The organism is Bradyrhizobium sp. WSM1743, from assembly GCF_000473065.1.
GTDB lineage: Bacteria > Pseudomonadota > Alphaproteobacteria > Rhizobiales > Xanthobacteraceae > Bradyrhizobium.
The window spans coordinates 1-22874 of sequence record NZ_AXAZ01000076.1; the positions used below are offsets into that span (position 1 = coordinate 1).

Sequence of the window (22874 nt, forward strand, 5' to 3'; positions counted from 1 at the left end):
CCCACCGCGCAGAACCAAGGATTCTCCCGATACGCCAGGAGCATCTGTGCTCGCGATACCCGGCTCGCCAGCTCGGTTCTCGACCGCGAAAGAGCCGCCAAAGTCGCTATCTCTTCATCACTCATTGCCAGTTCGACCGCTCGCCGCCATCCTGCCATGGTACAGCTCCTCGTTTCGCCGACCGCAAACGAGGAATCCGCCAACAACCCGTCCGTTCCACCAATTCAGCCCGCTCCATGTCCGCAGGTTTCACGGAATCGGTCGTCTAGGAAGTGTTGCGCGAGGCTGGTGTGCTCGGGCTCAGCCTTCCTCTCCCCGCTTGCGGGGAGAGGCCGGAAGTTGCGCAGCAAATTCCGGGTGAGGGGGACTCTCCGCGAATGCGACTCTCACCGAATTTGCGGCGACGGCCCCTCACCCTAACCCTCTCCCCGTAAGAACGGGGAGAGGGAGAAGGTCGGCGCACGCCGTGCCACGGCGCCGTGACTGAAAGTTGATCATTTCGGTTCTGGACATCGCAGCCACGAGAAAATAGCTGCGAACTCGGCACTTTTCAGCAGCCTCTGCGCGTGATACGGTACCGTATCATCCCGCCTTGAACTGTGCCGAGCACGCAAACGGAGGCTGGCATGAGAGGGATCGCGCGCGCGGGGTTTTTTGCCCTGGCAGGGTCGTTTCTGTTGATTGGATCTGCGACTGCACAGCCTGCGGCCAATGCGGGCTGCACGGCGTCGCCGTCGGCCGCCGGGACACAGACATGGCGCTGTGACAACGGCATCACCATCGTTGCGGAAAATGGCGCCAAGTTTGAACTTAAGGACGCCAACCGCGACGGACATATAGACTCCGTGGAGTTGAGCAGCAAAGCCCTGCTGGTTGAGGTGCCCAGGAAGCCGCGGGGCAATCCGTTCAAGGTGCTGACGCCGCAAGCGATTGCCGCAGTGCGCGGCACGAGGTGGGCGGTCGATGTCGCTGACGCCAAGACCTCCGTGTTCGTCGCTAACGGCCGGGTCGGCGTGGCCCGCAGGGCTCGTGGACGCAGCGTCGTGCTTGGACCCGGCGAAGGCGTCGACGTCGAGCCAACCGGCCCGTTGACCGTCAAGACATGGGGCCAGCCGCGCGTCGACGCGCTCATGGCGAGACTCGCGCAATAAGACTGGATCGATAAGGCCGGCCCATGAGATTTGGACAATAGAAGATTGCAAGACGACCGCATGCGCAGCCGACGCGTTCAGATCCTGGTGGCACTCGTCCTCACCGCGTTGTGGGGCGCGGGCATCTATGCCGCGCACGCCAACGGCAACTTGCGCTTTCTCGACCGCCTCGAAGCCACGCTGACGGACTGGCGGACGCAGGTCCGCGGCGTGCAGCGTCCGCCGGATCTCGTCACCATCGTCGCGATCGATGATACCGTCGTGAAGCGCGGCGGCAGCTATCCGCTGCCGCGCGCCGATCTCGCCCGCGTCGTCGACACCATCGTGCAGTTCAAGCCGAAGGTCGTCGCGATCGATCTCCTGCTCGTCGACCGCAGCGCTGCGATCGGCGATGCCACGCTGGCCAACACGCTCGCCACCGGTCCTATGGTGCTCGCCGCCGCGGCGATCTTCCCCTCCGCCAGCGAAACTGTGGCACCCAGCAGCGAAGGTCCCCTCGCCGTTCTGCCGCAGGCCGAACGCTTCCTGCAGCCGTTGCCCGCATTCGCCGAACACGCCGACGTCGGCGTCGTCAACGTCGCGACAGGACAATCGGGCTCACCGCTCTCGGTGCCGATGCTGTTCCGGACGCACGACAAGGTCGAGCTGTCGTTTCCCTTGCGCGTCGCGGCCCGCGCGCTCAACAAGCCGCTGACGGTCGCGCCCGACCGTCTCATGCTCGGCGATCGCGCGGTGCCGACCGACAGCGATTTCGCGCTGCCGATCACCTATTACGGCCCGCGCCGCACGATCCGTACCGTCAGCGCGCAGAGCATCTTCGACGGCACGCTCGATCGGGCGGCGATCGAGAACCGGATCGTCGTGATCGGCGCCTCTGTCGCCGGTGGCGGCGACTTCTATCCGACGCCGTTCGATTCCCTGATGCCCGGTGTCGAGGTGGTCTCGACCGCGATCACGCATCTCGTCGCCGGCGACGGCATCGTGCGCGACCGCCGGGTCCGTATTGCCGGCGCGCTCACTGCGACCCTGCTGCCGATGCTGCTGGTCGGCCTGCTCGCCTGGCGGCGTAGCGCGCTCGGCATCATGGCGGCTGCCGCGGTGATGATCGCCTGGGCCGGGCTCAACCTGTTCGCGTTCACGCATGGCGTCTGGCTGAACGCGGCCACCACACTCGCCGCAGCAGTGCCGCCGGTTGCGGTCTTTGCCGGCGTGCAGCTTTGGGCCGGGGGCCGCCGCACGCAATATTTCGCCGCCAAGAGCAGGTCGCTTGCGCAATTCCAGGCCCCGGCGTTGCAGGAGTGGCTGGCACGAGATCCGAACTTCCTGTCGAAGCCCGTCCGGCAGGATGCCGCCGTGGTCTTCGTCGATCTCTCCGGCTTCACCGGTCTGAGCGAGCGGATTGATCCGGACGAACTCAGGGATCTTCTGAAAGCGTTTCATGCGCTGATCGACAAGGCCGCGATCGATTGCGGCGGCATGATCACCGGCTTTCTCGGCGACGGCGCCATGATCCTGTTCGGGCTGCCGCGCGCGATGCCCGATGACGCGGCGCGCGCGCTGAGATGCGCGATCGACCTGCACCGCGGCGTCGAACGCTGGATCGCCTCGCTGCCGCCCGCGATCGCGGGACAGCTCGGCTTCAAGATCGGCGCACATTGCGGCCCCATCGTTGCGTCGCGGCTCGGCGAAAGCCATCAGCACATCACGGCGACAGGCGACACCGTCAACGTCGCGAGCCGGCTGATGGAGATTGCCGCCCAGAACGATGCGCGGCTCGCGTTGAGCGATACGCTGCTGGATGCGGCCGACTTCCAGGGCGCGCCCGACGGCGTCCTGTCAGGTCCCCTGCTCGCCCAGGTCCGCGGCCGCTCCGGTGTCGTGACCGTCTGGTTCTGGCGCGATCGGGATGGGCCGGGCCAGGCTGTTGCAAAGGCCGAGATGATCGGCTGAGGTCCGCTACCGCGCCTCCGGCGGCGGCGAGCGATCCAGCACCTCGCCCTTGGCGCCTTCGAGCAGATCGATGCCGTAGGTCTCGACCACCAGCGGCCCACGCTTGCGCTGCAATTGCGCAACCTGTGTCACCTTTGCAAAGAGCTCGTTGAGGACGGGATGCCCGTCCGGATGCAGCTCGTCGACATAGAGCAGCTTGCCGGCAAGCAGCTTGGGCTCGGGCTCGCCCATGTTGACCCAGCGGATGCGCTGGCTTTGCTGCGCGACGCAGGTGCCGCGCGGCAGGTAGAACGCGAGCCAGCTCGTGGTGCCGTAGTCCTGTGCGAGCACACAAGTCGCACCGCTGCGCGCGCGCACCGCTTCGATCTCTGCGGCGAGCTCGCGCCAGCCGACACCGACGCTGCGCACGGTGGCATCGCGACGATAGCCCGACAGCCAGCCGGTATTGGCCTGCACGATCAGCGCCGCAAACATCACGATGCCGACGGGGGCGGCCCAGCGCAGGCAGAAGTCGACGAGGCGCCGCTGGCGCGGCTTCCACTGCGCGAGGTTTGCTGCCGCGGCCGCGGCGACGACGAAGGGTGGATAGACCGGCGCGAACCAGTTGGCTTCGACGCGGGCATGCAGCGAATGCCAGACGAAATAGGCGACGATGGTCCAGAACATCGTCTCGATCAGCACGCGCGAGGCCAGCGCGCCCGCGCGCTGCCAGGTCAGCGCGTGCAGGCCCATCGCGCCGAGGATGAAGACCAGCGGCGTTGCGAACGCGATCTGGGTCGGGATCAGCTCGGCGATGAAGACGGGGCGGAAGTCCTCGATCTTGGCGCGGCCGAGCTGCTTTGCGAACGAGACCCATTGATGGTCCGCGTTCCAAAGGATCACCGGCGAGAACAGCGCTAGGGCAACGAGGCCGCCGAGATACGGCCACGGCGAGAGAAACCAGCGCCTGAGTTTTGGCACGGAAGCGAGCCAGATCAGGATCGCTGGTCCGAAGAACATCGCGGTGTATTTCGATAGCAGCGCCGCGCCGACCGCCACGCCGACCCCGAGCCACCAGGCGCCCCGGCCGGTCTCCAGCACCTTGGCGAGGAAGAACAGCACGAAGCTGGAGGCGACCAGCAGCGGCGCATCGGGCGTCACGATCAGTGTGCCGACGGAGGCCAGCAGTGTCACGTTAAGCAGGATGGCGCTGGTTGCAGCCACGCGCGCGCCCCCGAACAGGATTGCGGCTGAGCGATAGACCGCGTAGCTCATCGGCAGTGCGAGCAGGATCGAGACCAGGCGGACGCCGAGCTCGGTGTCGCCGGCAATCATGGTGCCGGCGCGGATGACGTAGGCGACCATCGGCGGGTGGTCGTAATACCCACCGGCGAGGTTCTTCGACCACATCCAGTAATAGGCTTCGTCGAATGTGATCGGCGTGAACGCGGCCGCGACGAGCCGCAGGGCCACCAGCGCAAGAATCGCCAGCGCGGTGTTGCGGACGATCCGCGCGTCAGCTCCGCCCATTGTGAGCTATTTCTTGCGCCAGACGAACAGTCCGGACATCGCGTAGTTCCACACCACGCCCATCAGCGCGCCGGCCATCCCGGCCAGCCACCAGATCGGCTCCTGGTCGTAGACCGAGAAGGCGACGCCGACATTGGCGAGCAGGCCGACGCTGCACACGATGTAGAAGGCGATCAGGCCGCGCAGCAGCGCAAAGCCCTTCAGCCGCTGGTCGCGATAGGTGAGGAAGTTGTTGAGGATGAAATTGCTGGTCATGGCGACGATGGCGCCGGCGGCCTGCGCCTCCGCGAACGGCGCCTTGAACAGCTGAAGTGCGATGAACAGCGTGGTCAAGTGCACCACGAGCCCGATGCCGCCGACCATCGCGAACAGGATGAAGCGCAGCGAGACGATGTCGTTGGTCAGCTTGGCGAAGACGAGACCAAGGAAGTCGAGCGCGACCATGGAATCGAGCTTGCTCTCGCCGTGCTGGCGGGCGCCGAAGGTGTAGGGAATCTCGACCGCCCGCAAGCTGCCGTGCGCGGTCGCGACGATGTCGAGCAAAATCTTGAAGCCGTGCACGGAGAGCTTTGACGCGAGCTGCTCGAAACGGTCGCGGCGGATCATGAAGAAGCCGCTCATGGGGTCGGCAATCTCGACCCGCAGCATCTTCTTGGCGACCTCGGTCGCCAGCGCACTGGCGCCGGCGCGCTGCTTGTTGAAACCTTCCCTCTTGTAGCCCTCGATGTAGCGGCTGCCGACCACGAGGTCTGCCTGATCGCTTGCGAGCAGCAACAGCATCTTGGGTAGCTGCGTCTCGTCGTGCTGGAGGTCGGCGTCGATCACGGCCACATAGGGCGCGCTCGAGGCGAGGATGCCCTCGATGCAGGCACCCGACAGGCCGCGCCGGCCGATGCGGCGGACGCAGCGCACACGACTGTCGCGCTGCGCCAGCGCGCGCACGACGTCCCAGGTGCCGTCGGGCGAGTTATCGTCGACGAACACGACTTCCCAGGCGACGTTGGCGAACGTCGCCTCCAGCCGCCGGTACAGCACCGTGACGTTGTCGCGCTCGTTGAAGGTGGGGACGATGACCGACAGTTCCGGCCCTTCTTGAGCCTGGTTGTCGACGCCCGGTCTGATCGCTTCATCCATGACGGCAGCGTATATCCGCCGCGTCCTGCGCTGCCAAGCCGGGGGTCTCTGGGGAACGGCCGAAAAGGGGCCTTAAATGCCAACGACCCCGGAACGGCGGACCGCGCGTACATCCGGCGCAGGTCTGAGCTATTCCAAGGTCGTCCCAGCGACGGAGTTCTTCACTCAACGTCGCCGTTAGACGCCAGATGGGGACGGCAAAAGCGCTTCGCAAGGGGCGGAAACCCTATTTTTCGCACCCTATTGGTTGGGCACTTCCCGGATGATCGGCCCGCGCGGCGCGGGCGCGGCGGGGGCTGCCGGCGCCGGGGCCGGCTCGACTTTCGCCGGCTTGGGCGGTTTGCCGTACTGGCCGATCGGCCCGAACACGACGGCGACCGCAAGCACGATCGCCGCGACGATCGCCCCCAGAATGCCACCCAACGACTCAGACGACATGCAAGTCCATCCCTGCTCCAGATCGGCCCACTGATACCATGGATGAGCGCGCGGCCGGAAGAGCTGCCGAAGCGGCAAATAGCGAGTGGCGAGTAGCGAATGAGTCGACCCGGGCTCCTGCCCTACTCGCTATTCGCCACTCCCAATTCCCTACTTCGCCGGCGGCCGGTGCTTGACGAAGGCCATCACGATGTCCTTCTGCGCCGCCTCCACCGCCCTGTTCGCGGTGGCGAGATGGGCGCCGGCATCGATGTTCGGATACTGCGTGGTGAGATAGTCGAGCAGCGCCACCCGGTAATATTGCCGCTCCGATGGACAGGCGCCCGCCACCGAGCGGCCGAAATCCTGCTCCGACAGACCCTGATTGGAGTCCCGCGAATATTCCCGCGCCAGGCAATGCCAGTAATCGTCGCGGCCCTGCTGGGCGAGCTTCTGCGCGCTTTTCGCATCGTCGTCATCTGCCAAAGCAGAACATGTCATGGCAGCAGATGTCATCATGACGAGCGCGGCTCCCATCAACAGCATCCGCATTGTTGTTCTCCTTCTTCGCGGGTCCGGTCGCGAGCTTAGATAGGACGGGCCAACTGGCCAATCACATCTGGTTTGATTAGGATGCAGCCCTCCTCCCCCCGACGATGCGAGATCCTCCCGTGGCCAAAGCAAAAACCGCGTCAAAGAAATCCGGCAACATCTTCATCGGCATCGGCGGCTGGACCTTCGAGCCCTGGCGCGGCGTGTTCTATCCGGAGAAGCTCGCGCAGGCGAAGGAGCTGTCCTATGCCGCCTCGAAGCTGACCTCGATCGAAATCAACGGCACCTATTACGGCTCGCAGAAGCCGGAGAGCTTTCGCAAATGGGCCAGCGAAGTTCCTGATGGCTTCGTGTTCTCGGTGAAGGGACCGCGCTTCGCCACCAACCGCCGCGTGCTGGCCGAGGCCGGCGATTCCATCAAGCGGTTCTATGATTCCGGCGTGCTGGAGCTCGGCGACCATCTTGGGCCCGTGCTGTGGCAGTTCGCGCCGACCAAGAAGTTCGACGGCGCCGATTTCGGCAAGTTTTTGGAGCTGCTACCGCGCAAGCTTGAGGGGCGCGCGCTGCGCCATGTCGTGGAAGTGCGCCATGACAGCTTCTGCACGCCTGACTTCGTTGCATTGATCCGCGAATTCGAGACGCCCGTGGTGTTCGCCGAGCACGGCAAATATCCTGCGATCGCCGACGTCGCCGGCGATTTCGTCTATGCGCGGCTTCAGAAGGGCAATGACGAGATCAAGACCTGCTATCCGCCGAAGCAGCTCGATGCCTGGGCCAAGCGCTTCCAGGACTGGGCTTCGGGCGGTGAACCGGACGACCTGCCGAAGGTCGACAAGGCCAAGCCGAACAAGGAGCCGCGCGACGTGTTCGCCTATGTCATCCACGAGGGCAAGGTGCGCGCGCCGCATGGCGCCATGGAACTGATCGCACGGGTGAGCTGAGGATGGTTCATGGCAAAGGCGAAGAAGCTGTTCACCATCGGCTATGAGCAAACGCCGCCCAAGGCGGTGCTGGACGAGCTGGAAGAAGCCGGTGTCAAGCTCGTGGTCGACGTGCGCGCGGTGACGTCATCGCGCCGGCCGGGCTTTTCCAAGAAGCAGCTGGCGGCGGGCCTCGACGAGCGCGGCATCGCCTATATTCATCTCGCCGCGCTCGGCACGCCCAAGGAGGGACGCCTCGCCGCCCGCAGCGGCCAATACGACGTGCTGGAGAAGATCTATTCGAAGCACCTGAAGACGCCCCAAGCGAAGGAAGAGATGGACGAGCTCTCGGCGCTGGTGAAGAAGGCCGGCCCGGTGTGCCTGCTCTGCTACGAGCGCGACCACACCCACTGCCATCGCCAGATGATCGCAGAGCTCATCGAGGAGCGCGATGGGGTGACGGTGAAGAATCTGGCGGGACGGCAGGCCTGATTGTCGTTCCGGGGCAGCCCGCGGGGCTGAACCCGGAACCTCGAGATTCCGGGTTCGCGCTGACGCGCGCCCCGGAATGACAATCACGCCTCTCCCTCCAACCTAAACGTCCCCTCCATCATCTGCACGCAGCTGCCGCCGACATGGGCGGAGACGATCTTGCCTTCCTGCTTGCGCACGCGGGTGAGGAGGATGCTCGGACGGCCCATGTCAAAGCCCTGGCCGATCGTGAGCTTCAATTCGCCGTCAGGCGTGGGATCGAGATCGGCGAACAGCGCGGCGGCGGCAACCGTCGCGCTGCCGGTCGCGGGGTCTTCGATCAGCCCGCTTGCGCCGGGAAAGAACATCCGCGCCTGACGCTCGCAAGATGCTTCGGCTGCCGGCACATCGCGCGTGTAGAAATAGACCGAGAAAGCGCCGTCGCGCGGCAGCATCCGACTGAATGCCGCGGCATCCGGCTTGGCCCGGCGCACAGCCTCGCGCGATCGCACCTCAGCGACCACGAACGGCGTTCCGACGCCGACGACTTGCGGCGCATGATGATCGATCTTGATGTCATCCGCCGTCAGAGAGATGCAGGCCGCGACCTCTTCGGCAGAACACTGTGCAAGCCGCGACAGCGGCTGCGGTGCGGTGAGCTCGGTGCTGACCACCCGGCCCTGCTCGCGCACAATATCGACCGGCACGAGGCCCGCCTTCTCCTCGAACAGCAGGCGCGGCTTGGGCTCCCTGGCAAGGCTCGCCAGCACGAAGGCGGTCCCGACATTGGGATGCCCCGCAAAGGGAAGCTCCCTCACCGGCGTAAAGATGCGTACCTCGGCATCACTGGTCTTGTCGCGCGGCGGCAGCACGAACGTCGTCTCGGAATAGTTGAACTCGGTCGCGATCGCCTGCATCTGTGCGGTCGTGAGCCCGCCGGCATCGAGCACCACCGCGAGCTGGTTGCCGCCGAAGGCGCGGCCGGTGAACACATCCACGGTGACGTAACGGCGCTGCATCTGCACTTCCCCATGCAAGTCGCGGCCACGACCGGCCGCATCGCGCAGCAGTCTACAAGCCGGCAACATCGCCCGTCATGCCCCAAAATTCGGAGCAATCGGAGCAATCGCGGGAAAGATTTTAGAAGCGGAAGAGCGAACGTGGCGAGGCCAGCACCTGCGCGCGTTCGCCGTTGTCGACGATCAGCGCGTCGAGAAACAGCCGGTTCTTCGTGTAGCTCTGCGTCGCCTCGAACTGCGTGTGGGGCCAGTCGCTGCCCCACAGCAGGCGATCGAGCCCGTAAGCATCGCGCAGCAGCGGATAGGCCGCGCTTGCAAAGTCCTCGCCGGCAGCGCCGTTGCGGTATGGCGCCGATATCTTGACCCAGACGTTTGTCGTCGCCCCCAGTCTCAGGGCCGACTGGAAGCCGGGATCGGCGACACCGAGTTTCGGGTCGGGCAACGCGTAATGATCGAGCACAATCGTGACGCCGTGATCGAGCAGCTGCGGCGCGAGCACGGCGAGATCGGAGGCATTGCGCTGAATCTCGACCTGCCAGCCCATGACTTTCAGATTTCCGAGCAGCGCCTTCCATTCTCCAGCAGCGAGATCGGGTAAGGGCTGGCCGATGAGATTGAGGCGAATGCCGGCGACGCCGGCGCGATCGAGCGCGCGTAGCTCGTTGGCAGATACGGCGGGATCGACCACGGCGATGCCTCGCAGGCGCCCATTCGCTTGTTTCAGGCACTCGACCAGATAGGAATTGTCCGTGCCGAGAAAGCTCGGCTGCACCAGCACGCCATTGCTCATGCCATTGCGGTCGAGCTGCTCCAGATAGAGCGCGAGCGGCGCGTCGGAGTCAGGTGCATAGCGCCGGCCCGGCGCAAGCTTGAGGCCGCGGTGAAACACATGAGCGTGGGTATCGATCGTCGGCAAAGCGGCCTCACTCCTGACTGTGGTCGCGACTGCTGTGGCGAGCGATGCGAGACCCGCGCCAAACTGGCGGCGCGTCAGGCCGCCCTGGGAGAATGTCATGGCAAATCTCCCATCCCGCTTCACGCACGCGTCGCGGCGGTCTGTTCGAAGACTTTGCCGCGCGTCTCGGGCAGCAGCAGCACCGCGATCAAGACCAGCGAATAGGCGAAGGCCGCATCGATGCCGATCGCAGGGCCAAGTCCGATGTGATCGCTGAGGAAGCCGACAAGGAACGGGAACGCAGCGGAGACGATGCGGCCGAAATTGTAGCAGAAGCCGACGCCGGTGCCGCGCACGCCGGCGGGATAAAGCTCGCTGAACAGCGCCGCCATGCTGGCGGGAATGCCGGCGGAGAAGAATCCGAGCGGAAAGCCGAGCGCCAGCATCTCGCCATTGGTCAGCGGCGCGAAGATGTAGATCAGCACCGTGATGATGCAGGCGGTGGCGAAGAACGCGACATTGGCCCGGCGCCCGATGCGATCGCTGATAATGCCGCTGGTCACGCAGCCGCAGAAGAAGGCAACGATGATCACGGCGAGATAGCCGCTGGAGCCCAGCACCGACAGATGGCGTACCTCACGCAAGAATGTCGGCAGGAAGGTTGTCAGCGCGGCGTAGCCGCCATGGGCTCCGATGCCGAACAGACCGCCGATCAGGGTGGAGCGCAGCACGTCGCGGTGGAAGATGCCGGAGAGCGTTGCAAAGAACGGTGTCTTCTCGGCCGCGGCTGCTCGCGGCGGCTCCTTCAGACCGCGGCGGATGAAGATGATGAGGAGTGCTGGCAGCAACCCCAGCGCGAACAAAAGCCGCCAACCGATGTCCGCCGGCGCATAGGTGAAGACGAGCGCGGAGAGCAGCACGGCGGCGCCCCATCCCACCGCCCAGGCGCTCTGCACCGAGCCGAGCGCCGTGCCGCGATGCACGGGACGGATGATCTCGGCCATCAGCACCGCGCCGCAGGCCCATTCGGCGCCGAAGCCGAGGCCCTGGATCGCTTTCAAAACCAGAAGCTGGGTATAGGTCATCGCGAAGGCGCAGGCGAAGGTCGCGAGCGCAAAGGTGGCCACGGTGATCTGGAGCGCCCTGACGCGGCCGAAGCGATCGCCGAGCGCACCGCCGAACCAACCGCCGAAGGCCCCGAAGAACAGTGTGATCGAACCGAGCAGACCGGCATCGGCCTTGCTGATGCCGAATGCCGCGATCAGCGCCGGGATGGCAAGACCGAACATCTGGACGTCGAGCGCATCGAGCGCCCAGCCGCCAAAGCTTGCCCAGAACGTGCGCCGCTCCAGCGGCGAGCTTTCGCTGTACCAGTTTGACATTTTCCTACCCCTGTACTCGTTATTGCTTGATGACGTGGAAAGGCCGCTTCACCGGATCTCGGCGTGATAGCGGAAGCGGTCGGCCGGCCCGCGCGACCTGCGCCACTCGATCGGTCGGCGCTCGAGGTCGAGCGCGAGGCGCTCGATCACGATCAGCGGGGCATGAGGCGCGAGTCTGAGCAAGCGCGCCTGCATCTCGTTGGCGGTCTCGACGGTGAGGATTTCCTCGGCCGAAACCACGACCTCGCCGCAGCGCTCCTCATAGAGCGGATACAGGAGGTCGCCGAATTCGGCGGTGTCGATCTCGAGGATCTTTGCGAAACGCGATTGCTGCAGCCAGATCTCTTCCGCGAGCAGCGGCACGTCGTCGATCAGGCGCAGGCGCGACAGGCTGATCACCGGCTCGCCGACCGGGATGCGTAGCGCGGATGCGACCGCCGATGTCGCCGGCACGCTCTTGCGGCGGATGACCCGGCTCTTCGGCACGCGCCGCTCGCCGCTCTCGGACTGGAAGCGGAAGAAGCGGAACAGCGATGAATTGAACCGCGCGCGGCGCACGAAGGTGCCGCGGCCCTGCTGCCGCTCGAGCACGCCGTCGCTAACGAGCTGGTCGATCGCCTTGCGCACGGTGCCGATGGCTACGCCGTAATGCGCAGCCAACTCGGCTTCCGACGGGATCGACTCGCCCGGCCGCCACTCATTGCGATTGATCCGCGCCGCAAGGTCGTCGCGCAGGCGCTGGTAGCGTGGCAGACGGTCGTCGAGCGGGGCGGAATTCATCTAGTCATATAGATGACTAGATGACGCGAAAGCTATCGACGACAAAGTTTGCCGTCGCCGGCCCGACGCCGGGCTGGCAGACCTCGCCAGCCCGGCTTCATCTGATGCGAGCGCTAATACGGGTACGCGTAAGCCGTGTTCGGCAGGCAAGGCGGCTGCTTGTAGGGATCAGATGCAAACGCCCCCTCTGCCGGAGCCCTGACGCAGTCCGTCGTCACGTGAGTTGCGGCGTGCCGCTCCGTGACGTTGCGGGCGGCAGCGGCTTCGGTTTGAAGGATGGCGCCGGCGATCAGGGCGGCCGCAACAAGGGTCAATCGGGTCATTGGCTTTCTCCGGATAACGAGTGAAAGCCGAGACGCTTCGGCTTGCACAGTGCAGGACCCGAAAACTAGCAGGGATATTTCATCACGCCGTCTTCAACGCAGCGCGACCCGCTTCAACGACGCGCGACTCACATTTGAAGACGCGCTACCCCAGCTGAAACACCGGCACTTTCTGCTCGTAGCCGCGCACCTCGATTTCGCCGAGTGCGACGGCATCGCGGCCGTCATCGCCCAGCGCCTCGCGCACGGACGCGGAGATCAGGAGCTGCGAGCCGAACTCCTTGTTCAGCGCCTCCAGACGCGAGGCGAAGTTCACGGTATCGCCGATGACGGTGTATTCCTTGCGCCGGGGCGAGCCGATATTGCCGGCGACGACCTCGCCGAAATGGATGCCGATGCCGATGCGAAGCGGCCAGCTGCTCTCTGCGTTGATGCGATCCATTGCCATCAGCATCTCGCGACCCGCGGCGACCGCGCGATGCGCGGCGTCCGACGCTTCCAGCGGCGCGCCGAACAGCGCAAGGAAACCATCACCGAGAAACTTGTTCACGATGCCGCCCTGACGGTCGAGAATGTCGACCAGCACGGCGAAAGCGCCGTCGAGCCGGTCGACCACCTCCTGTGGCGTGCGCGACTGCGCGCCGGCCGTGAAGCCGCGGAAATCGACGAACATCACCGCGACGCGGCGGACGTCGCCGCTTGCGCTCGTTCCCGCCGCCATCAGCCGCTCCACCACCTGCGGGGAGACGTGCTGGCCGAACAGATTGGTCACCCGGTCGCGCGCGGTCGCCGCCGCGATGCTCGCGGCAAATTGCCGCCGCAACTGCGCGCCGACGGCGCCGGCCAGCACGCCGCAGATCAGGATGACGATGCTGCGTACGGCGTGAAAATAAATCAGGGGCTCGTCGGCCTCGCCAGCCGAGTTGTAATACAGCGCGACGGCCAGAAGCCCGGCTGCGGCCACGAAACCTGTGAATGCGGAGAGCCAGAAATCGAGCCGCAGGGTCGAGAGGATGACGAAAATGAAGTACATCAGCGGCACGGCGAAGCCGAGGGCCTGGGGCGCGCCCATGGTGCGGATTTGCAGGATGAGAATCACCGTGGGCAGCGACGTCTCGATCAGCGTGCCGATATAGCGCCTGATCACCGGCACGTCGCGGTCGAGGCGGAGGTTCTTCCTGATCTGGGTGTGGACCCAGACCTCGAACAGGATGAAGCCGATCAGAAGGCCGTATATGTCGATGATCCCCTCCGTTCCGCGCCAGACCCGGTTCACCACGGCGGGATCGATCAAATAGATCGCAGTGAGGAACAGCATCATGACGCACCCCGTCATGATCAGGGCGCGCACCCGCAACAGCTCGGTGCGCAGCACCTCCCGCGTCAGCTCGCGCTCGAAGTCCTGCGATAGCACGGCATGATGCCGGACTCTCCTGCTTGCAAACCTGACCATTTCACCCCCTTGTCATTCCGGGGCGCGGCGAAGCCGCGAACCCGGAATCTCGAGATTCTCAGGTGCGCAATTGCGCACCATAGTTCACGCTTCGCGTGCCCCGGAATGACGCTCAAGGAGGCATTGTGCCTCAATCCAGCGTGCGGCGGAAGCGCGTCACGGCGATGGTCATGGCGAGCAGCATCAGAACCCCCAGAGCCAGGGCATCGAAGCGCAGGTTCTCCATGGTTGCGCCCTTCAGCATGATCGCACGGACGATGCGCAGATAATGGGTCAGCGGCAGGCATTCGCCGAGATATTGCGCCCAGGTCGGCATGCCCGCGAACGGGAACATGAAGCCGGACAGGAGAATGCTCGGCAGGAAGAACATCATCGACATCTGCATGGCCTGGAGCTGGTTCTGCACCACCGTCGAGATGGTGTAGCCGATCGACAGATTGGTGGTGATGAACAGCGTCGAGAGCAGCGCCAGCAGGATGAGGTTTCCGAGCACGGGCACGCCGAACAGACCGACGCCGATGCCGATGATCAGGAAGGCCTGGACGAAGCCGACCAGCACGTAAGGCACGATCTTGCCGAACATCACCTCGACCGGCTTGATCGGCATCGACAACAGGCTCTCCATGGTGCCGCGCTCGACCTCGCGCGTGACCGACAGCGCGGTGAAGATCAGCATGGTCATGGTCAGGATGGTGCCGACGAGGCCCGGCACGATGTTGAGGCTGGAGGCCGCGGCCGGATTGTAGCGGGCATGCGCGCGGATCTCGAACGGCATCTCCGGAGGATCGCCGATAAAGAGATCGTGCTTGAGCGCGGTCTGCACGACCATGCCGAGCGAGCCGAGCGCCGCGCTCGCCGCAACCGGGTCGGTGGCATCGGCGGCGACCAGCAGCGCCGGCCTGTCGCCGCGCCGCACCGCCCGCTCGAAGCCGCGCGGGATCTCGACGCCGAACAGCACCTTGCCGGACTTCAGCAGGTTGTCGAAATCGTCGACATCGTGCACTTCATAGAGGAAGCGGAAATAGGCGGTGTTCTCCAGCGCCTTCAGAATCGAGCGGGTGAGATCGGAATCCTCCTGGAGCAGCACGGCACTCGGCAGATGGTGCGGCGTGGTGTTGATGGCGTAGCCGAACAGCATGAGCTGCATCACCGGCAGCATCACGATCATCGCGAACGAGACGCGGTCGCGCCTGAGTTGGATGAACTCCTTGATCAGCATCGCATAGGAGCGCCGCAGGAAGCCGAAGCGCTCGCGAATTTCGCGGCCTGGAGCTGGACGATCAACGACGCTCATTGGAAATTATCCTTGGAGCGCCCCATCAGCTCGATGAACACGTCTTCGAGCGAGGGTTGCGACTTCTGCCAGTGCAGTCCGCCCTTCGCGCGCCAAGGCGCGATGCTGTCTTCGAGCGCCGCGACGTCGCGGCCGGAGACGTGCAAGGAGGTTCCGAACGGCGCCACCATGTCCACGCCCGGCTTGCCGGTGAGCGCGGCCGCGAGCCCGTTCAAATCCTCACCCGTGACGGTGTAGGTCGTGAGCGCCGACTTCGCGATCACCTCCTCCACCGTGCCGTGCGCCAGCAGATGGCCGTAGGCGATATAGGCGATTTCATGGCAGCGCTCGGCTTCGTCCATGTAGTGGGTCGAGACCAGCACCGTGAGACCGTCGGCGGCGAGCGCGTGGATCTCGTTCCAGAAATCGCGCCGCGCCTTGGGGTCGACGCCGGCGGTCGGCTCGTCGAGCAGCAACAATTGTGGATTGGGCAGCGTGCAGGCCCCCAGCGCCAGCCGCTGCTTCCAGCCGCCGGAGAGCTCGCCTGCAAGCTGCTCCTCGCGCCCAGACAGCCCGAGCCGCGTGATCATGTCACGTGCGGCGCCGCGCGCGTCAGCGAGGCCATAGAGCCGGGCGACGAATTCGAGGTTCTCGCGCACCGAGAGGTCCTGGTACAGGCTGAAGCGCTGGGTCATGTAGCCGACCTGGCGCTTGATCTTCTCGGCATCGCGGCGGATGTCGTAGCCGAGACAGGTGCCCTCGCCGCTATCCGGCGTGAGCAGCCCGCAAAGGATGCGGATGGTCGTGGTCTTGCCCGAGCCGTTGGGTCCGAGGAAGCCGTAGATCGAGCCGCGCTTCACTTGCATCGACAGATCGTGCACGACCTCGCGGCCGCCGAATGACTTCGTCAGGCCTTTGACGTCGATCGCGATGCCGTTGCCGTTGCTCATCGCTTGTCCGCCACCGGGGTCTTTGGATTGAGATGGACGTCGATTGGCTGTCCGACGCGCAAAGCATCGGGGCGCGAGGGCCGCGCCTGGATCAGGTAGACCAGCTTATTGCGCTCATCGAGGCTGTAGATCACAGGCGGGGTATACTCGGCCGAGGTTGCGATGAAATAGATCTTCGCAGTGAGATCGGCCGCGCAATTGTCGCAAGAAACACGCACCGTGTCGCCAATTGCAAGCTTCGGCAGCTCGGTCTCCGGCACGAAAAAGCGCAGCTTCATGTTGCCGGGCGGCATGATCGACAGCACGGGCCGCTGCGCCGCCACCATCTCGCCCTCGCGAAAATAGATCTGCTGGATCGTGCCGGCGACGGGCGCAAAGCCCTTGCGTCGCGCCATCCGCGTCTCCGACGTCGCCACCCGAGCTTCCGCGACGCGCAAGGCGGACACGGCGGAGTCGAGATTGGCCTGCGTGCCCGAGCCGGTCTTGCTCAGCGAAGCCGCGCGGTCATAGGTCTGCTGCGCGTTCGCGAGTGTCGCCTTGTTCTGATTGAGATCGGCGCGCTGGAGATCGTCGTCGACGGAATAGAGGTGATCGCCGACCTTGACCTCGTCGCCTTCGCGGACGTTGAGCTTGGTGACCCGACCCGCTTCGTCCGGGCTGACGAAGATCATGTCGGCCTCGATCCAGCCCTGGAAGCCGGGATCGCGCTTGTCGTTGCAGCCGGCCAGCCCGGCCGCGAGCACGATCGTCAATGCAAGACTGAAAATCGCTTGTGACGACCTCATGTCGTCCTCCGTTCGCCAAAAATCAAATCGAGATGGACGCGCAGCATATCCTGCGCGTCGAGCGGCGCATGCCGTGCAAACAGGCTCTGCCAGATCACCGCGATCATCGCGGGCGCGACCAGGATCTGCGGATAGCGAGCGAGATCCTTTTCGCGGATCTCGCCGCGGGCGATACCGAGCTCGATCAGCGCGCGCATGGCCGCGATCCCGCGCGAGACCACCTCGCGGTAGTAGAAGTCGGCGACCGACGGAAAGCGCGGGCCCTCCGCCACGATCAGGCGCACCAGATCGCCGCGCCTCGTGCCGATCACCTCCTTCAGGAAGTTGCTGGCGAAGGTCTCTATCAGCTCGCGCACCGTCCCGGTCGGCGGCGGCAGCGTCGTCAGCCGTGCGACCACGGGCACGATGACGATGCGCACCAGCTCCTCGAACATCGATTCCTTGTCCTTGAAGTGCAGGTAGATCGTGCCCTTGGCGACGCCAGCGCGCTTTGCAATGTCGTCGAGCCGCGTCGCCGCAAACCCGCGCGCGATGAATTCGTCCATCGCCGCTTCCACGATCGCCGCACGCCGCTCCGCCGCACGCGTGGCGCGGTTCGAGGCAGGCGCCTCCTCGCTGCGAGCAGGGATAGGGTCCTTCGCGCCGGCGCGAGTTGCCGATGGCAAGGCGGTTTTGGTCGGTTTCTTGGTCATTTGAGGAATATGACTGACTGGTCAGTCATGGTCAAGTCAGCGACGCAGCCCTATTCCGGGAACTAAATTAGTGTTGACTAATGCATTAGTCCCCACTAATTTAACTTCATGACTGAAGCCGCCCCGAACCCCGTCACCACCGTGATGCGCGCGCTCGCCGATCCGACCCGCCGCGCCGTGTTCGAGCGCGTGTTCGAGAGCAAGGAGATCAGCGTCGCTGAGCTGACGCGCGGCAGCGGAGTTACTCAGGGCGCGATCTCGCAGCACCTGAAGTCCCTCAAGCAGGCCGGCCTCGTCGCCGAGCGTGCAGAGGGCCGCAACGTCTATTACCGCGCCGCGCCTGAAGGACTGGAGCCTCTGGTCACTTGGATGGACCATTACGGCGTCTTCTGGCGCGAGCGCTTCCAGAACCTGCGTGACCTGTTGAAGGAGATCGATCCGTGAGTACTGCAGCATTGAAAGTCGAAACAAAGGACATCGTCGTTGACGAAGTGCTCCCTCATGCGCCGGAGACGGTCTGGAAGGCGCTGACCAGTGCCGCGTTGATCGCGCGCTGGCTGATGAAGCCGACCGGCTTCGAGGCGATTGAAGGCAACACCTTCACATTCCAGACCACCCCGGGCGGGAATTGGGACGGCGTGATCCATTGCCGGGTTCTGGAGGTCGCGCCGCACCGCCGCCTCGTCTACGCCTGGAAGGGCGGCGACGAGCGCAACACCGGCTATGGCGCACCGCTCGACACCGTCGTGACCTGGTCCCTCACCCCGGTCGAAGCCGGCACGCGGATCCGCCTGGTCCATGCGGGCTTCGTGCTGCCCAGGAACGAGGCGGCCTACACGGTCATGAGCGGCGGCTGGAAAAAGGTCGTCAGGCAGCTCGACGAGATCAGCGGCGAAGAGTGAGTGGGAGATATCGCGATGGAAAAGCCTTTTACCGGCGGCTGCGCCTGCGGCGCGATCCGCTATTCGATTCTAGGGGAGCCCCTGTTCAGCAATCATTGCCAGTGCCGGGACTGCCAGCGCGAAAGTGGCAGCGGCCATGGCTCGTACGCGACATTCGCGCGCGCCGGCGTCACGCTGACCGGCGAAGCGAAGCATTGGGACATGGTCGCCGACAATGGCAAGGTGAAGACGCGCGGCTTCTGCACTCAATGCGGTGTACCTGTGTACATGACCTTCGCAGCGCAGCCCGACGTCTTCACGATCCGGGCGGCAAGCCTCGACGACCCCGCCCGCTACAGGCCGGAGGCGGTCACTTTCGCCGCGCGCGGTCATGACTGGGATCGTCTTGATCCTGGCCTGGTGAAATTCGAAGGCATGCCGCCGGGCTGAGGTGCGCCCCCTCCCCGCTCAGTGAGAGGGTTGGGAGAAGTGCCTCCACAAAGGGCCCGTTCCTGAGAAAGCCCTCACCCGGCGCTTTGCACCAACCCCTCCCGCAAGCAAGCGGGAGAGGTGAGACCTACATTCAACTATGAAACTTCAGGCCGTCGACGATCTTGTCGATCACCTTCCGCTCGGCGCGCATCGCAACGCCGACGAGATTGAGGTCGGTGCGCGCAACCGCCCTCACCGCCTCGCGGTTGGCGGCATCGTGCGTGGTCTTGAACATGTCCTCGGTATAGACGGCTGGCGTAACGTTCCGCGTGAGCGCGCGGTCCAGCGCACGCGACAACGCCGGACCGTCGGCGCCATAGATCAGGATCGGCTGGCCGATCAGCGCGTGATATTTCGTGCCTGAGGCGTCTTCATAGGCCTCGCCGATGCAGTCCGGAAAGGCCGCGGCGATGCCGCTGGTGAGAAAGGACGCAACGTTGAGCTTCTGCCAGGCCTGAAGATCGGTACGGATCACAACCGCGATCTTGGTGTCGAACTGCATGGGATTCCCTCGGTTGTCATTCCGGGGCGATGCGCAGCATCGAACTATGGTGCGCGCTTGCGCACCTGAGAATCTCGGGATTCCGGGTTCGCGCTGCCACGGGCCCCGGAATGACAATACAAGAATCAACCCTTGGCGTCGCAGGCCCAGGCGCGGATCACGCATTCCTTGCCGCCATATTTGTAGCATTCGCGCGTGGCGGCATTGAGCGAAGCCGAGATCTTCGGCTTGACGGCGTAGCCATAGGCGCCGCAGGGGTTTGTCATATCGACCGACATCGCAGCGCAGGCGCGCTTCATCGTCACGGTCGTGCAATCGCCCTTGCATTGCTTCTGCGCCGCCGCACGCGCCTCGTGCTCGTGGCCGTAGTCAAAGGCCTGGCCATACGCGCCGCACTTGCCGACCGCAAACGCGCCGGCCGCGTGCGCATCCGTGATGTGGCGAGCGCCGGCGATGCAAACGGACAGCGCAAAGAAAAACATCGCGCAACGGCGCGCGACGACGTTCGAAGCCATGGAAAAACCCCTCCCCCCAAGGCAGGTCGGGGGAACTCTAAGCCCCGGTCGTTTCCAGATGGTGAATGAGGCGTTGAAATCGAGAGGATGGGGAGGTGCGGTAGGGCGGGCAAAGCCAAGCGTGCCCACGAATTGTCGATCGCAACGACGAGCGGTGGGCACGGCGCTGCGCGCCTTTGCCCACCCGACGGCAGCGTCATCCGTGTCTTGCCGCTTCCAGCGCCTGCGGCGTGTCGATGTCGAGGAAGGCGCTCTCGCCGTCGACAGGCACTTCGGCCACCGCCTCGGTGTGCTTGGCGATCAGATGGCGCGCGCCGATATCGCCTTCGAGCGTCATCAGCTCCTTGAAGAAGCGGCGCGACCACAGCACCGGATTGCCGCGGCGGCCTTCGCTGACGGGCACGACGATGAGATTGCCACGGTCCGGCGCAAAACTGTCGATGAGACGGTCGATCAGGCCGGCATCGATCAGCGGCATGTCGCCGAGACAAACTACGGCGCCGTCGCAGGTTTCGGGCACGGCCGCGATGCCGGCCTTGACCGAGCTGGCGATGCCGCCGGCGAAATCCGGATTCCTGACGAACTTCACCTTCAGGCCTTGAAGAGCCTGCTCGACCAGCTCCGCCTGATGCCCCGTAACGACGATCACCTCGGATGCCTTGGAGGCCAGCGCCTGCTCGGTCGCGAGGCGCACCAGCTTCTTGCCGTCGAGCTCGGCGAGCAGCTTGTTCGTCCCGCCCATGCGCGTGGAACGGCCGGCCGCGAGTACGATGGCCGCGACCTGGCTGTTGCCCTCGGTCTCCGGCTGTGCGCGCGGCTGCGGCCGCGTCACGATCTCCATCAGCAGGCCGCCGACGCCCATGCCCATCAGCTCGGAGCGGGTCACCTTGATGCCGGCGAGGAGCCGCATCAGGACCCAGTCGAACCCGTTCTCGACCGGCGAGCGTGCGCAGCCCGGTGCGCCCAGCACCGGCACATCGCCGGCGCGGGCAATCAGCAACAGATTGCCGGGATCGACCGGCATGCCGAAATGCTCGATCTCGCCGCCGATGCCGCTGACGGCCGCCGGGATCACGTCGCGACGGTCAGCGATGGCAGAGGCGCCGAACACGATGACAAGCTCGGCACCGAGGCCGAGCAATTCCTTGATCGCGGCCGACAGCTCGCGCTCGTCGTGCTGGACCCGCCGCTCCGCGATGATACTGGCGCCTGCCGGCGCGAGCCGCTCTGAGGTCACGCGCAGCGTCTTGTCGACGACCTTGGATGAAAGGCCGGGCAGCAGCGTCGAGACCACACCGACGTGCTTGATCACATAGGGCGCGACCTTCAGCACGTCCTTGCCCGCCGCCTTCACCGCGGCATCGCGCAAGGCGCCCTCGACGCCGAACGGGATGATCTTGACGGTGCCGACCATCTCGCCCTCGACCACCGGCTTGAAAGCGGTGAGCGTCGCAAAGGTGATGGCCTCGTCGATATTGTTGATGCGGTCGACCGCGGCGCGGTCGATCACCAGCACGCCCGCTCGCGCGGCGAACAGATTGGCGCGGCCGGTGAAGGCGCGCTCGACATGAATGCCCTCGCCGCCGACCGCAAGCGCGATGCTGGCGGCCGCGACGTCCTCGGAGACGTCGCCCTCCTCCATGCGCACCACGACGATGTCCTTGATGCCGGCGCGCGTGAGCGCCTCGACCTCTGCAGGTCCAATGGTCGTGCCCTTCTTCAGCACCAGCGGTCCCTGACGCAGGGTGTGGACGGTCACCCCGCCGATTGCATCCCTGGGACTCGCCGGGCCGAACTTCATGCCGCTTCTTCTTTTTCTTTTGGTGGCAGCCGGAGCACCGCCGTGATCTCGGCCATGATCGCCACTGCGATCTCGGATGGCGAGACCGCGCCGATCGCAAGGCCAATCGGCGCGTGGATACGCGCGATGTCACTTTCCTTGGCGCCCTGCGCCCGCAACCGGTCGCCGCGCTTGGTATGCGTCTTCCGCGAGCCGAGCGCGCCGATATAGAAGCAGTTGCGCTCGAAGGCGTGCAGCAGCGCGGGATCGTCGATCTTGGGATCGTGCGTCACCGCAACGAACGCGGTGTAGGCGTCGACATTGAGCGGCGGCAGCGCCGTGTCCGGCCATTCGGCGATCAGCGGAATGTCGGGGAAACGCTCAGGGCTCGCAAAGGCCGTGCGGGGGTCGACGACGGTGACGTCATAGCCGAGCGAGCGCGCCAGCGGCGCCAGGGCCTGGCTGATATGAACCGCTCCGACAATCACGAGCTTTGCCGTCGGCGCGTAGACGTTGAGAAACAGCTTCTTGCCGGCAACTTCGACATTGGCGCTCTTGCCCATGCGAAGCTGCTTCTCCAGCTCGGCGCGTAGCGGGTCCTTGGCAAAGTCTGCGGCCTTCACCAGGCGCTGCTCGCCAGTCTCGGTATCGGTCACCAGGATCACGGGCCGGCGCGCGGCGCGCTCGGCGTTGAGTTCGTGCAGGATCGCGAGCTTCACGGCTAGCCGACCTTCTCGACGAAGACGCGGATGGTGCCGCCGCAGGACAGCCCGACATTCCAGGCGGTCTCGTCGGCAACGCCGAACTCCAGCATCCTCGGTTTGCCGCTCTGGATCACATCCATGGCCTCGGTCACCACGGCGCCCTCGACGCAGCCACCGGAGACGGAGCCCAGGAAGGTGCCTTCGTCATTGATGACGAGGCTTGAGCCCGCCGGGCGCGGGGCCGAGCCCCAAGTCTCCACCACCGTCGCCAGCGCGACGCCACGGCCGGCCTTCTGCCAGTCCTCCGCCGCCTTCAGAATATCCTCGTCGCGATCGAGCATGGG

Annotated in this window: 26 protein-coding genes; 7 read left to right on the forward strand and 19 right to left on the reverse strand. The window is 65.1% G+C overall.

Features of this window, described 5'->3' with window-relative positions:
* Nucleotides 1-626: 626 nt before the first annotated feature.
* A complete protein-coding gene (locus YU9_RS0131895) occupies nt 627-1151 on the forward strand; it encodes a FecR domain-containing protein (protein WP_027576435.1) in 525 nt (174 codons plus the stop codon).
* A gap of 60 nt (nt 1152-1211) precedes the next feature.
* Nucleotides 1212-3101 carry a CHASE2 domain-containing protein gene (locus YU9_RS0131900; RefSeq protein WP_027576436.1) on the forward strand — a complete coding sequence of 630 codons (1890 nt, stop codon included), beginning with the start codon at nt 1212-1214 and terminating at the stop codon, nt 3099-3101.
* 6 nt (nt 3102-3107) lie between these two features.
* On the opposite strand, the gene YU9_RS0131905 is transcribed toward YU9_RS0131900, so the two are convergent.
* The 4 genes from YU9_RS0131905 to YU9_RS0131920 form a co-directional block, all read right to left on the reverse strand.
* Entirely contained in the window at nt 3108-4610 is a 1503-nt protein-coding gene (locus tag YU9_RS0131905) for a glycosyltransferase family 39 protein (RefSeq protein WP_027576437.1), read from the reverse strand.
* A 6-nt stretch (nt 4611-4616) separates the two neighbouring features.
* On the reverse strand, nt 4617-5744 hold the full coding sequence (locus YU9_RS0131910) for a glycosyltransferase family 2 protein (RefSeq protein ID WP_027576438.1): 1128 nt from the start codon (nt 5742-5744) through the stop codon (nt 4617-4619).
* Between the two features lie 240 nt (nt 5745-5984).
* A complete protein-coding gene (locus YU9_RS0131915; protein WP_027576439.1) occupies nt 5985-6182 on the reverse strand; it encodes a hypothetical protein in 198 nt (65 codons plus the stop codon).
* A 150-nt stretch (nt 6183-6332) separates the two neighbouring features.
* Nucleotides 6333-6713 carry a hypothetical protein gene (locus tag YU9_RS0131920; RefSeq protein ID WP_027576440.1) on the reverse strand — a complete coding sequence of 127 codons (381 nt, stop codon included), beginning with the start codon at nt 6711-6713 and terminating at the stop codon, nt 6333-6335.
* A gap of 104 nt (nt 6714-6817) precedes the next feature.
* On the opposite strand from YU9_RS0131920, the gene YU9_RS0131925 reads away from it, so the two are divergent.
* Nucleotides 6818-7654, forward strand: coding sequence for a DUF72 domain-containing protein (locus YU9_RS0131925; protein WP_156952257.1), 837 nt, complete (start codon nt 6818-6820; stop codon nt 7652-7654).
* A gap of 9 nt (nt 7655-7663) precedes the next feature.
* The gene (locus YU9_RS0131930; protein WP_027576442.1) at nt 7664-8125 is read left to right on the forward strand and encodes a DUF488 family protein; all 462 of its coding nucleotides are present in this window, start codon (nt 7664-7666) and stop codon (nt 8123-8125) included.
* Nucleotides 8126-8208: 83 nt separating this feature from the next.
* Here the strand turns inward: YU9_RS0131930 and YU9_RS0131935 are convergent, their stop codons facing one another.
* The 10 genes from YU9_RS0131935 to YU9_RS43065 all read right to left on the reverse strand — a co-directional run bounded on the left by YU9_RS0131935 (nt 8209) and on the right by YU9_RS43065 (nt 17656).
* Nucleotides 8209-9123, reverse strand: a complete 915-nt coding sequence (locus YU9_RS0131935) for a PhzF family phenazine biosynthesis protein (protein ID WP_027576443.1) — start codon at nt 9121-9123, stop codon at nt 8209-8211.
* 121 nt (nt 9124-9244) lie between these two features.
* Nucleotides 9245-10138: an amidohydrolase gene (locus YU9_RS0131940; RefSeq protein ID WP_027576444.1), complete on the reverse strand. Its 894-nt coding sequence runs from the start codon at nt 10136-10138 to the stop codon at nt 9245-9247.
* A gap of 20 nt (nt 10139-10158) precedes the next feature.
* Nucleotides 10159-11400, reverse strand: a complete 1242-nt coding sequence (locus YU9_RS0131945) for an MFS transporter (RefSeq protein WP_027576445.1) — start codon at nt 11398-11400, stop codon at nt 10159-10161.
* A 48-nt stretch (nt 11401-11448) separates the two neighbouring features.
* Complete coding sequence (locus YU9_RS0131950; protein WP_027576446.1) at nt 11449-12180, reverse strand: GntR family transcriptional regulator; 732 nt, start codon at nt 12178-12180, stop codon at nt 11449-11451.
* A 113-nt stretch (nt 12181-12293) separates the two neighbouring features.
* A complete protein-coding gene (locus tag YU9_RS0131955; protein WP_027576447.1) occupies nt 12294-12503 on the reverse strand; it encodes a hypothetical protein in 210 nt (69 codons plus the stop codon).
* Nucleotides 12504-12648: 145 nt separating this feature from the next.
* Entirely contained in the window at nt 12649-13956 is a 1308-nt protein-coding gene (locus YU9_RS0131960) for an adenylate/guanylate cyclase domain-containing protein (RefSeq protein ID WP_027576448.1), read from the reverse strand.
* 130 nt (nt 13957-14086) lie between these two features.
* Nucleotides 14087-15250 carry an ABC transporter permease gene (locus YU9_RS0131965; protein ID WP_027576449.1) on the reverse strand — a complete coding sequence of 388 codons (1164 nt, stop codon included), beginning with the start codon at nt 15248-15250 and terminating at the stop codon, nt 14087-14089.
* Complete coding sequence (locus tag YU9_RS0131970) at nt 15247-16179, reverse strand: ABC transporter ATP-binding protein (protein ID WP_027576450.1); 933 nt, start codon at nt 16177-16179, stop codon at nt 15247-15249. The genes YU9_RS0131965 and YU9_RS0131970 overlap by 4 nt, the downstream gene beginning before the upstream one ends.
* Nucleotides 16176-16964, reverse strand: coding sequence for an HlyD family secretion protein (locus tag YU9_RS0131975; RefSeq protein WP_036018646.1), 789 nt, complete (start codon nt 16962-16964; stop codon nt 16176-16178). Before YU9_RS0131975 ends, YU9_RS0131970 begins: the two co-directional genes overlap by 4 nt.
* Nucleotides 16961-17656 (reverse strand): TetR/AcrR family transcriptional regulator, encoded by a 696-nt coding sequence (locus YU9_RS43065; RefSeq protein WP_027576452.1) that lies wholly within the window; start codon nt 17654-17656, stop codon nt 16961-16963. The genes YU9_RS0131975 and YU9_RS43065 overlap by 4 nt, the downstream gene beginning before the upstream one ends.
* Before the next feature lie 108 nt (nt 17657-17764).
* Here YU9_RS43065 and YU9_RS0131985 point away from each other — a divergent pair, with 108 nt between their 5' ends.
* From YU9_RS0131985 to YU9_RS0131995, 3 genes are read left to right on the forward strand one after another with little or no spacing between them, the layout of a single operon-like run.
* On the forward strand, nt 17765-18100 hold the full coding sequence (locus YU9_RS0131985; RefSeq protein WP_027576453.1) for a metalloregulator ArsR/SmtB family transcription factor: 336 nt from the start codon (nt 17765-17767) through the stop codon (nt 18098-18100).
* Nucleotides 18097-18558, forward strand: coding sequence for an SRPBCC domain-containing protein (locus YU9_RS0131990; protein WP_027576454.1), 462 nt, complete (start codon nt 18097-18099; stop codon nt 18556-18558). The genes YU9_RS0131985 and YU9_RS0131990 overlap by 4 nt, the downstream gene beginning before the upstream one ends.
* Nucleotides 18559-18573: 15 nt before the next feature.
* Complete coding sequence (locus YU9_RS0131995) at nt 18574-18987, forward strand: GFA family protein (RefSeq protein WP_027576455.1); 414 nt, start codon at nt 18574-18576, stop codon at nt 18985-18987.
* Nucleotides 18988-19120: 133 nt separating this feature from the next.
* On the opposite strand, the gene YU9_RS0132000 is transcribed toward YU9_RS0131995, so the two are convergent.
* From YU9_RS0132000 to YU9_RS0132020, 5 genes are all read right to left on the reverse strand, one after another.
* The gene (locus YU9_RS0132000; RefSeq protein ID WP_027576456.1) at nt 19121-19531 is read right to left on the reverse strand and encodes a DUF2000 family protein; all 411 of its coding nucleotides are present in this window, start codon (nt 19529-19531) and stop codon (nt 19121-19123) included.
* A gap of 125 nt (nt 19532-19656) precedes the next feature.
* Nucleotides 19657-20046, reverse strand: coding sequence for a DUF4189 domain-containing protein (locus tag YU9_RS0132005; RefSeq protein ID WP_027576457.1), 390 nt, complete (start codon nt 20044-20046; stop codon nt 19657-19659).
* 196 nt (nt 20047-20242) lie between these two features.
* Nucleotides 20243-21847, reverse strand: a complete 1605-nt coding sequence (locus tag YU9_RS0132010; protein ID WP_027576458.1) for an NTP transferase domain-containing protein — start codon at nt 21845-21847, stop codon at nt 20243-20245.
* Entirely contained in the window at nt 21844-22545 is a 702-nt protein-coding gene (locus YU9_RS0132015) for an XdhC family protein (RefSeq protein ID WP_027576459.1), read from the reverse strand. The genes YU9_RS0132010 and YU9_RS0132015 overlap by 4 nt, the downstream gene beginning before the upstream one ends.
* Before the next feature lie 2 nt (nt 22546-22547).
* On the reverse strand, nt 22548-22871 hold the full coding sequence (locus YU9_RS0132020) for an XdhC family protein (RefSeq protein WP_007602422.1): 324 nt from the start codon (nt 22869-22871) through the stop codon (nt 22548-22550).
* Nucleotides 22872-22874 lie beyond the last annotated feature (3 nt).

Bases quoted from the DNA above. Each gene is read 5' to 3' on its own strand.
- YU9_RS0131930 (WP_027576442.1), top strand. From the start codon at position 7,664: ATGGCAAAGGCGAAGAAGCTGTTCACCATCGGCTATGAGCAAACGCCG.
- YU9_RS0131965 (WP_027576449.1), bottom strand. From the start codon at position 15,250: ATGAGCGTCGTTGATCGTCCAGCTCCAGGCCGCGAAATTCGCGAGCGC.
- YU9_RS0131940 (WP_027576444.1), bottom strand. From the start codon at position 10,138: ATGACATTCTCCCAGGGCGGCCTGACGCGCCGCCAGTTTGGCGCGGGT.
- YU9_RS0132020 (WP_007602422.1), bottom strand. From the start codon at position 22,871: ATGCTCGATCGCGACGAGGATATTCTGAAGGCGGCGGAGGACTGGCAG.
- YU9_RS0131950 (WP_027576446.1), bottom strand. From the start codon at position 12,180: ATGAATTCCGCCCCGCTCGACGACCGTCTGCCACGCTACCAGCGCCTG.
- YU9_RS0131900 (WP_027576436.1), top strand. From the start codon at position 1,212: ATGCGCAGCCGACGCGTTCAGATCCTGGTGGCACTCGTCCTCACCGCG.
- YU9_RS0132005 (WP_027576457.1), bottom strand. From the start codon at position 20,046: ATGGCTTCGAACGTCGTCGCGCGCCGTTGCGCGATGTTTTTCTTTGCG.
- YU9_RS0131955 (WP_027576447.1), bottom strand. From the start codon at position 12,503: ATGACCCGATTGACCCTTGTTGCGGCCGCCCTGATCGCCGGCGCCATC.
- YU9_RS0131925 (WP_156952257.1), top strand. From the start codon at position 6,818: ATGCGAGATCCTCCCGTGGCCAAAGCAAAAACCGCGTCAAAGAAATCC.
- YU9_RS0131905 (WP_027576437.1), bottom strand. From the start codon at position 4,610: ATGGGCGGAGCTGACGCGCGGATCGTCCGCAACACCGCGCTGGCGATT.
- YU9_RS0132010 (WP_027576458.1), bottom strand. From the start codon at position 21,847: ATGAAGTTCGGCCCGGCGAGTCCCAGGGATGCAATCGGCGGGGTGACC.
- YU9_RS0132000 (WP_027576456.1), bottom strand. From the start codon at position 19,531: ATGCAGTTCGACACCAAGATCGCGGTTGTGATCCGTACCGATCTTCAG.
- YU9_RS0131920 (WP_027576440.1), bottom strand. From the start codon at position 6,713: ATGCGGATGCTGTTGATGGGAGCCGCGCTCGTCATGATGACATCTGCT.
- YU9_RS0131895 (WP_027576435.1), top strand. From the start codon at position 627: ATGAGAGGGATCGCGCGCGCGGGGTTTTTTGCCCTGGCAGGGTCGTTT.
- YU9_RS0131975 (WP_036018646.1), bottom strand. From the start codon at position 16,964: ATGAGGTCGTCACAAGCGATTTTCAGTCTTGCATTGACGATCGTGCTC.
- YU9_RS0131995 (WP_027576455.1), top strand. From the start codon at position 18,574: ATGGAAAAGCCTTTTACCGGCGGCTGCGCCTGCGGCGCGATCCGCTAT.
- YU9_RS43065 (WP_027576452.1), bottom strand. From the start codon at position 17,656: ATGACCAAGAAACCGACCAAAACCGCCTTGCCATCGGCAACTCGCGCC.
- YU9_RS0131945 (WP_027576445.1), bottom strand. From the start codon at position 11,400: ATGTCAAACTGGTACAGCGAAAGCTCGCCGCTGGAGCGGCGCACGTTC.
- YU9_RS0131960 (WP_027576448.1), bottom strand. From the start codon at position 13,956: ATGGTCAGGTTTGCAAGCAGGAGAGTCCGGCATCATGCCGTGCTATCG.
- YU9_RS0131915 (WP_027576439.1), bottom strand. From the start codon at position 6,182: ATGTCGTCTGAGTCGTTGGGTGGCATTCTGGGGGCGATCGTCGCGGCG.
- YU9_RS0131910 (WP_027576438.1), bottom strand. From the start codon at position 5,744: ATGGATGAAGCGATCAGACCGGGCGTCGACAACCAGGCTCAAGAAGGG.
- YU9_RS0131985 (WP_027576453.1), top strand. From the start codon at position 17,765: ATGACTGAAGCCGCCCCGAACCCCGTCACCACCGTGATGCGCGCGCTC.
- YU9_RS0131970 (WP_027576450.1), bottom strand. From the start codon at position 16,179: ATGAGCAACGGCAACGGCATCGCGATCGACGTCAAAGGCCTGACGAAG.
- YU9_RS0131935 (WP_027576443.1), bottom strand. From the start codon at position 9,123: ATGCAGCGCCGTTACGTCACCGTGGATGTGTTCACCGGCCGCGCCTTC.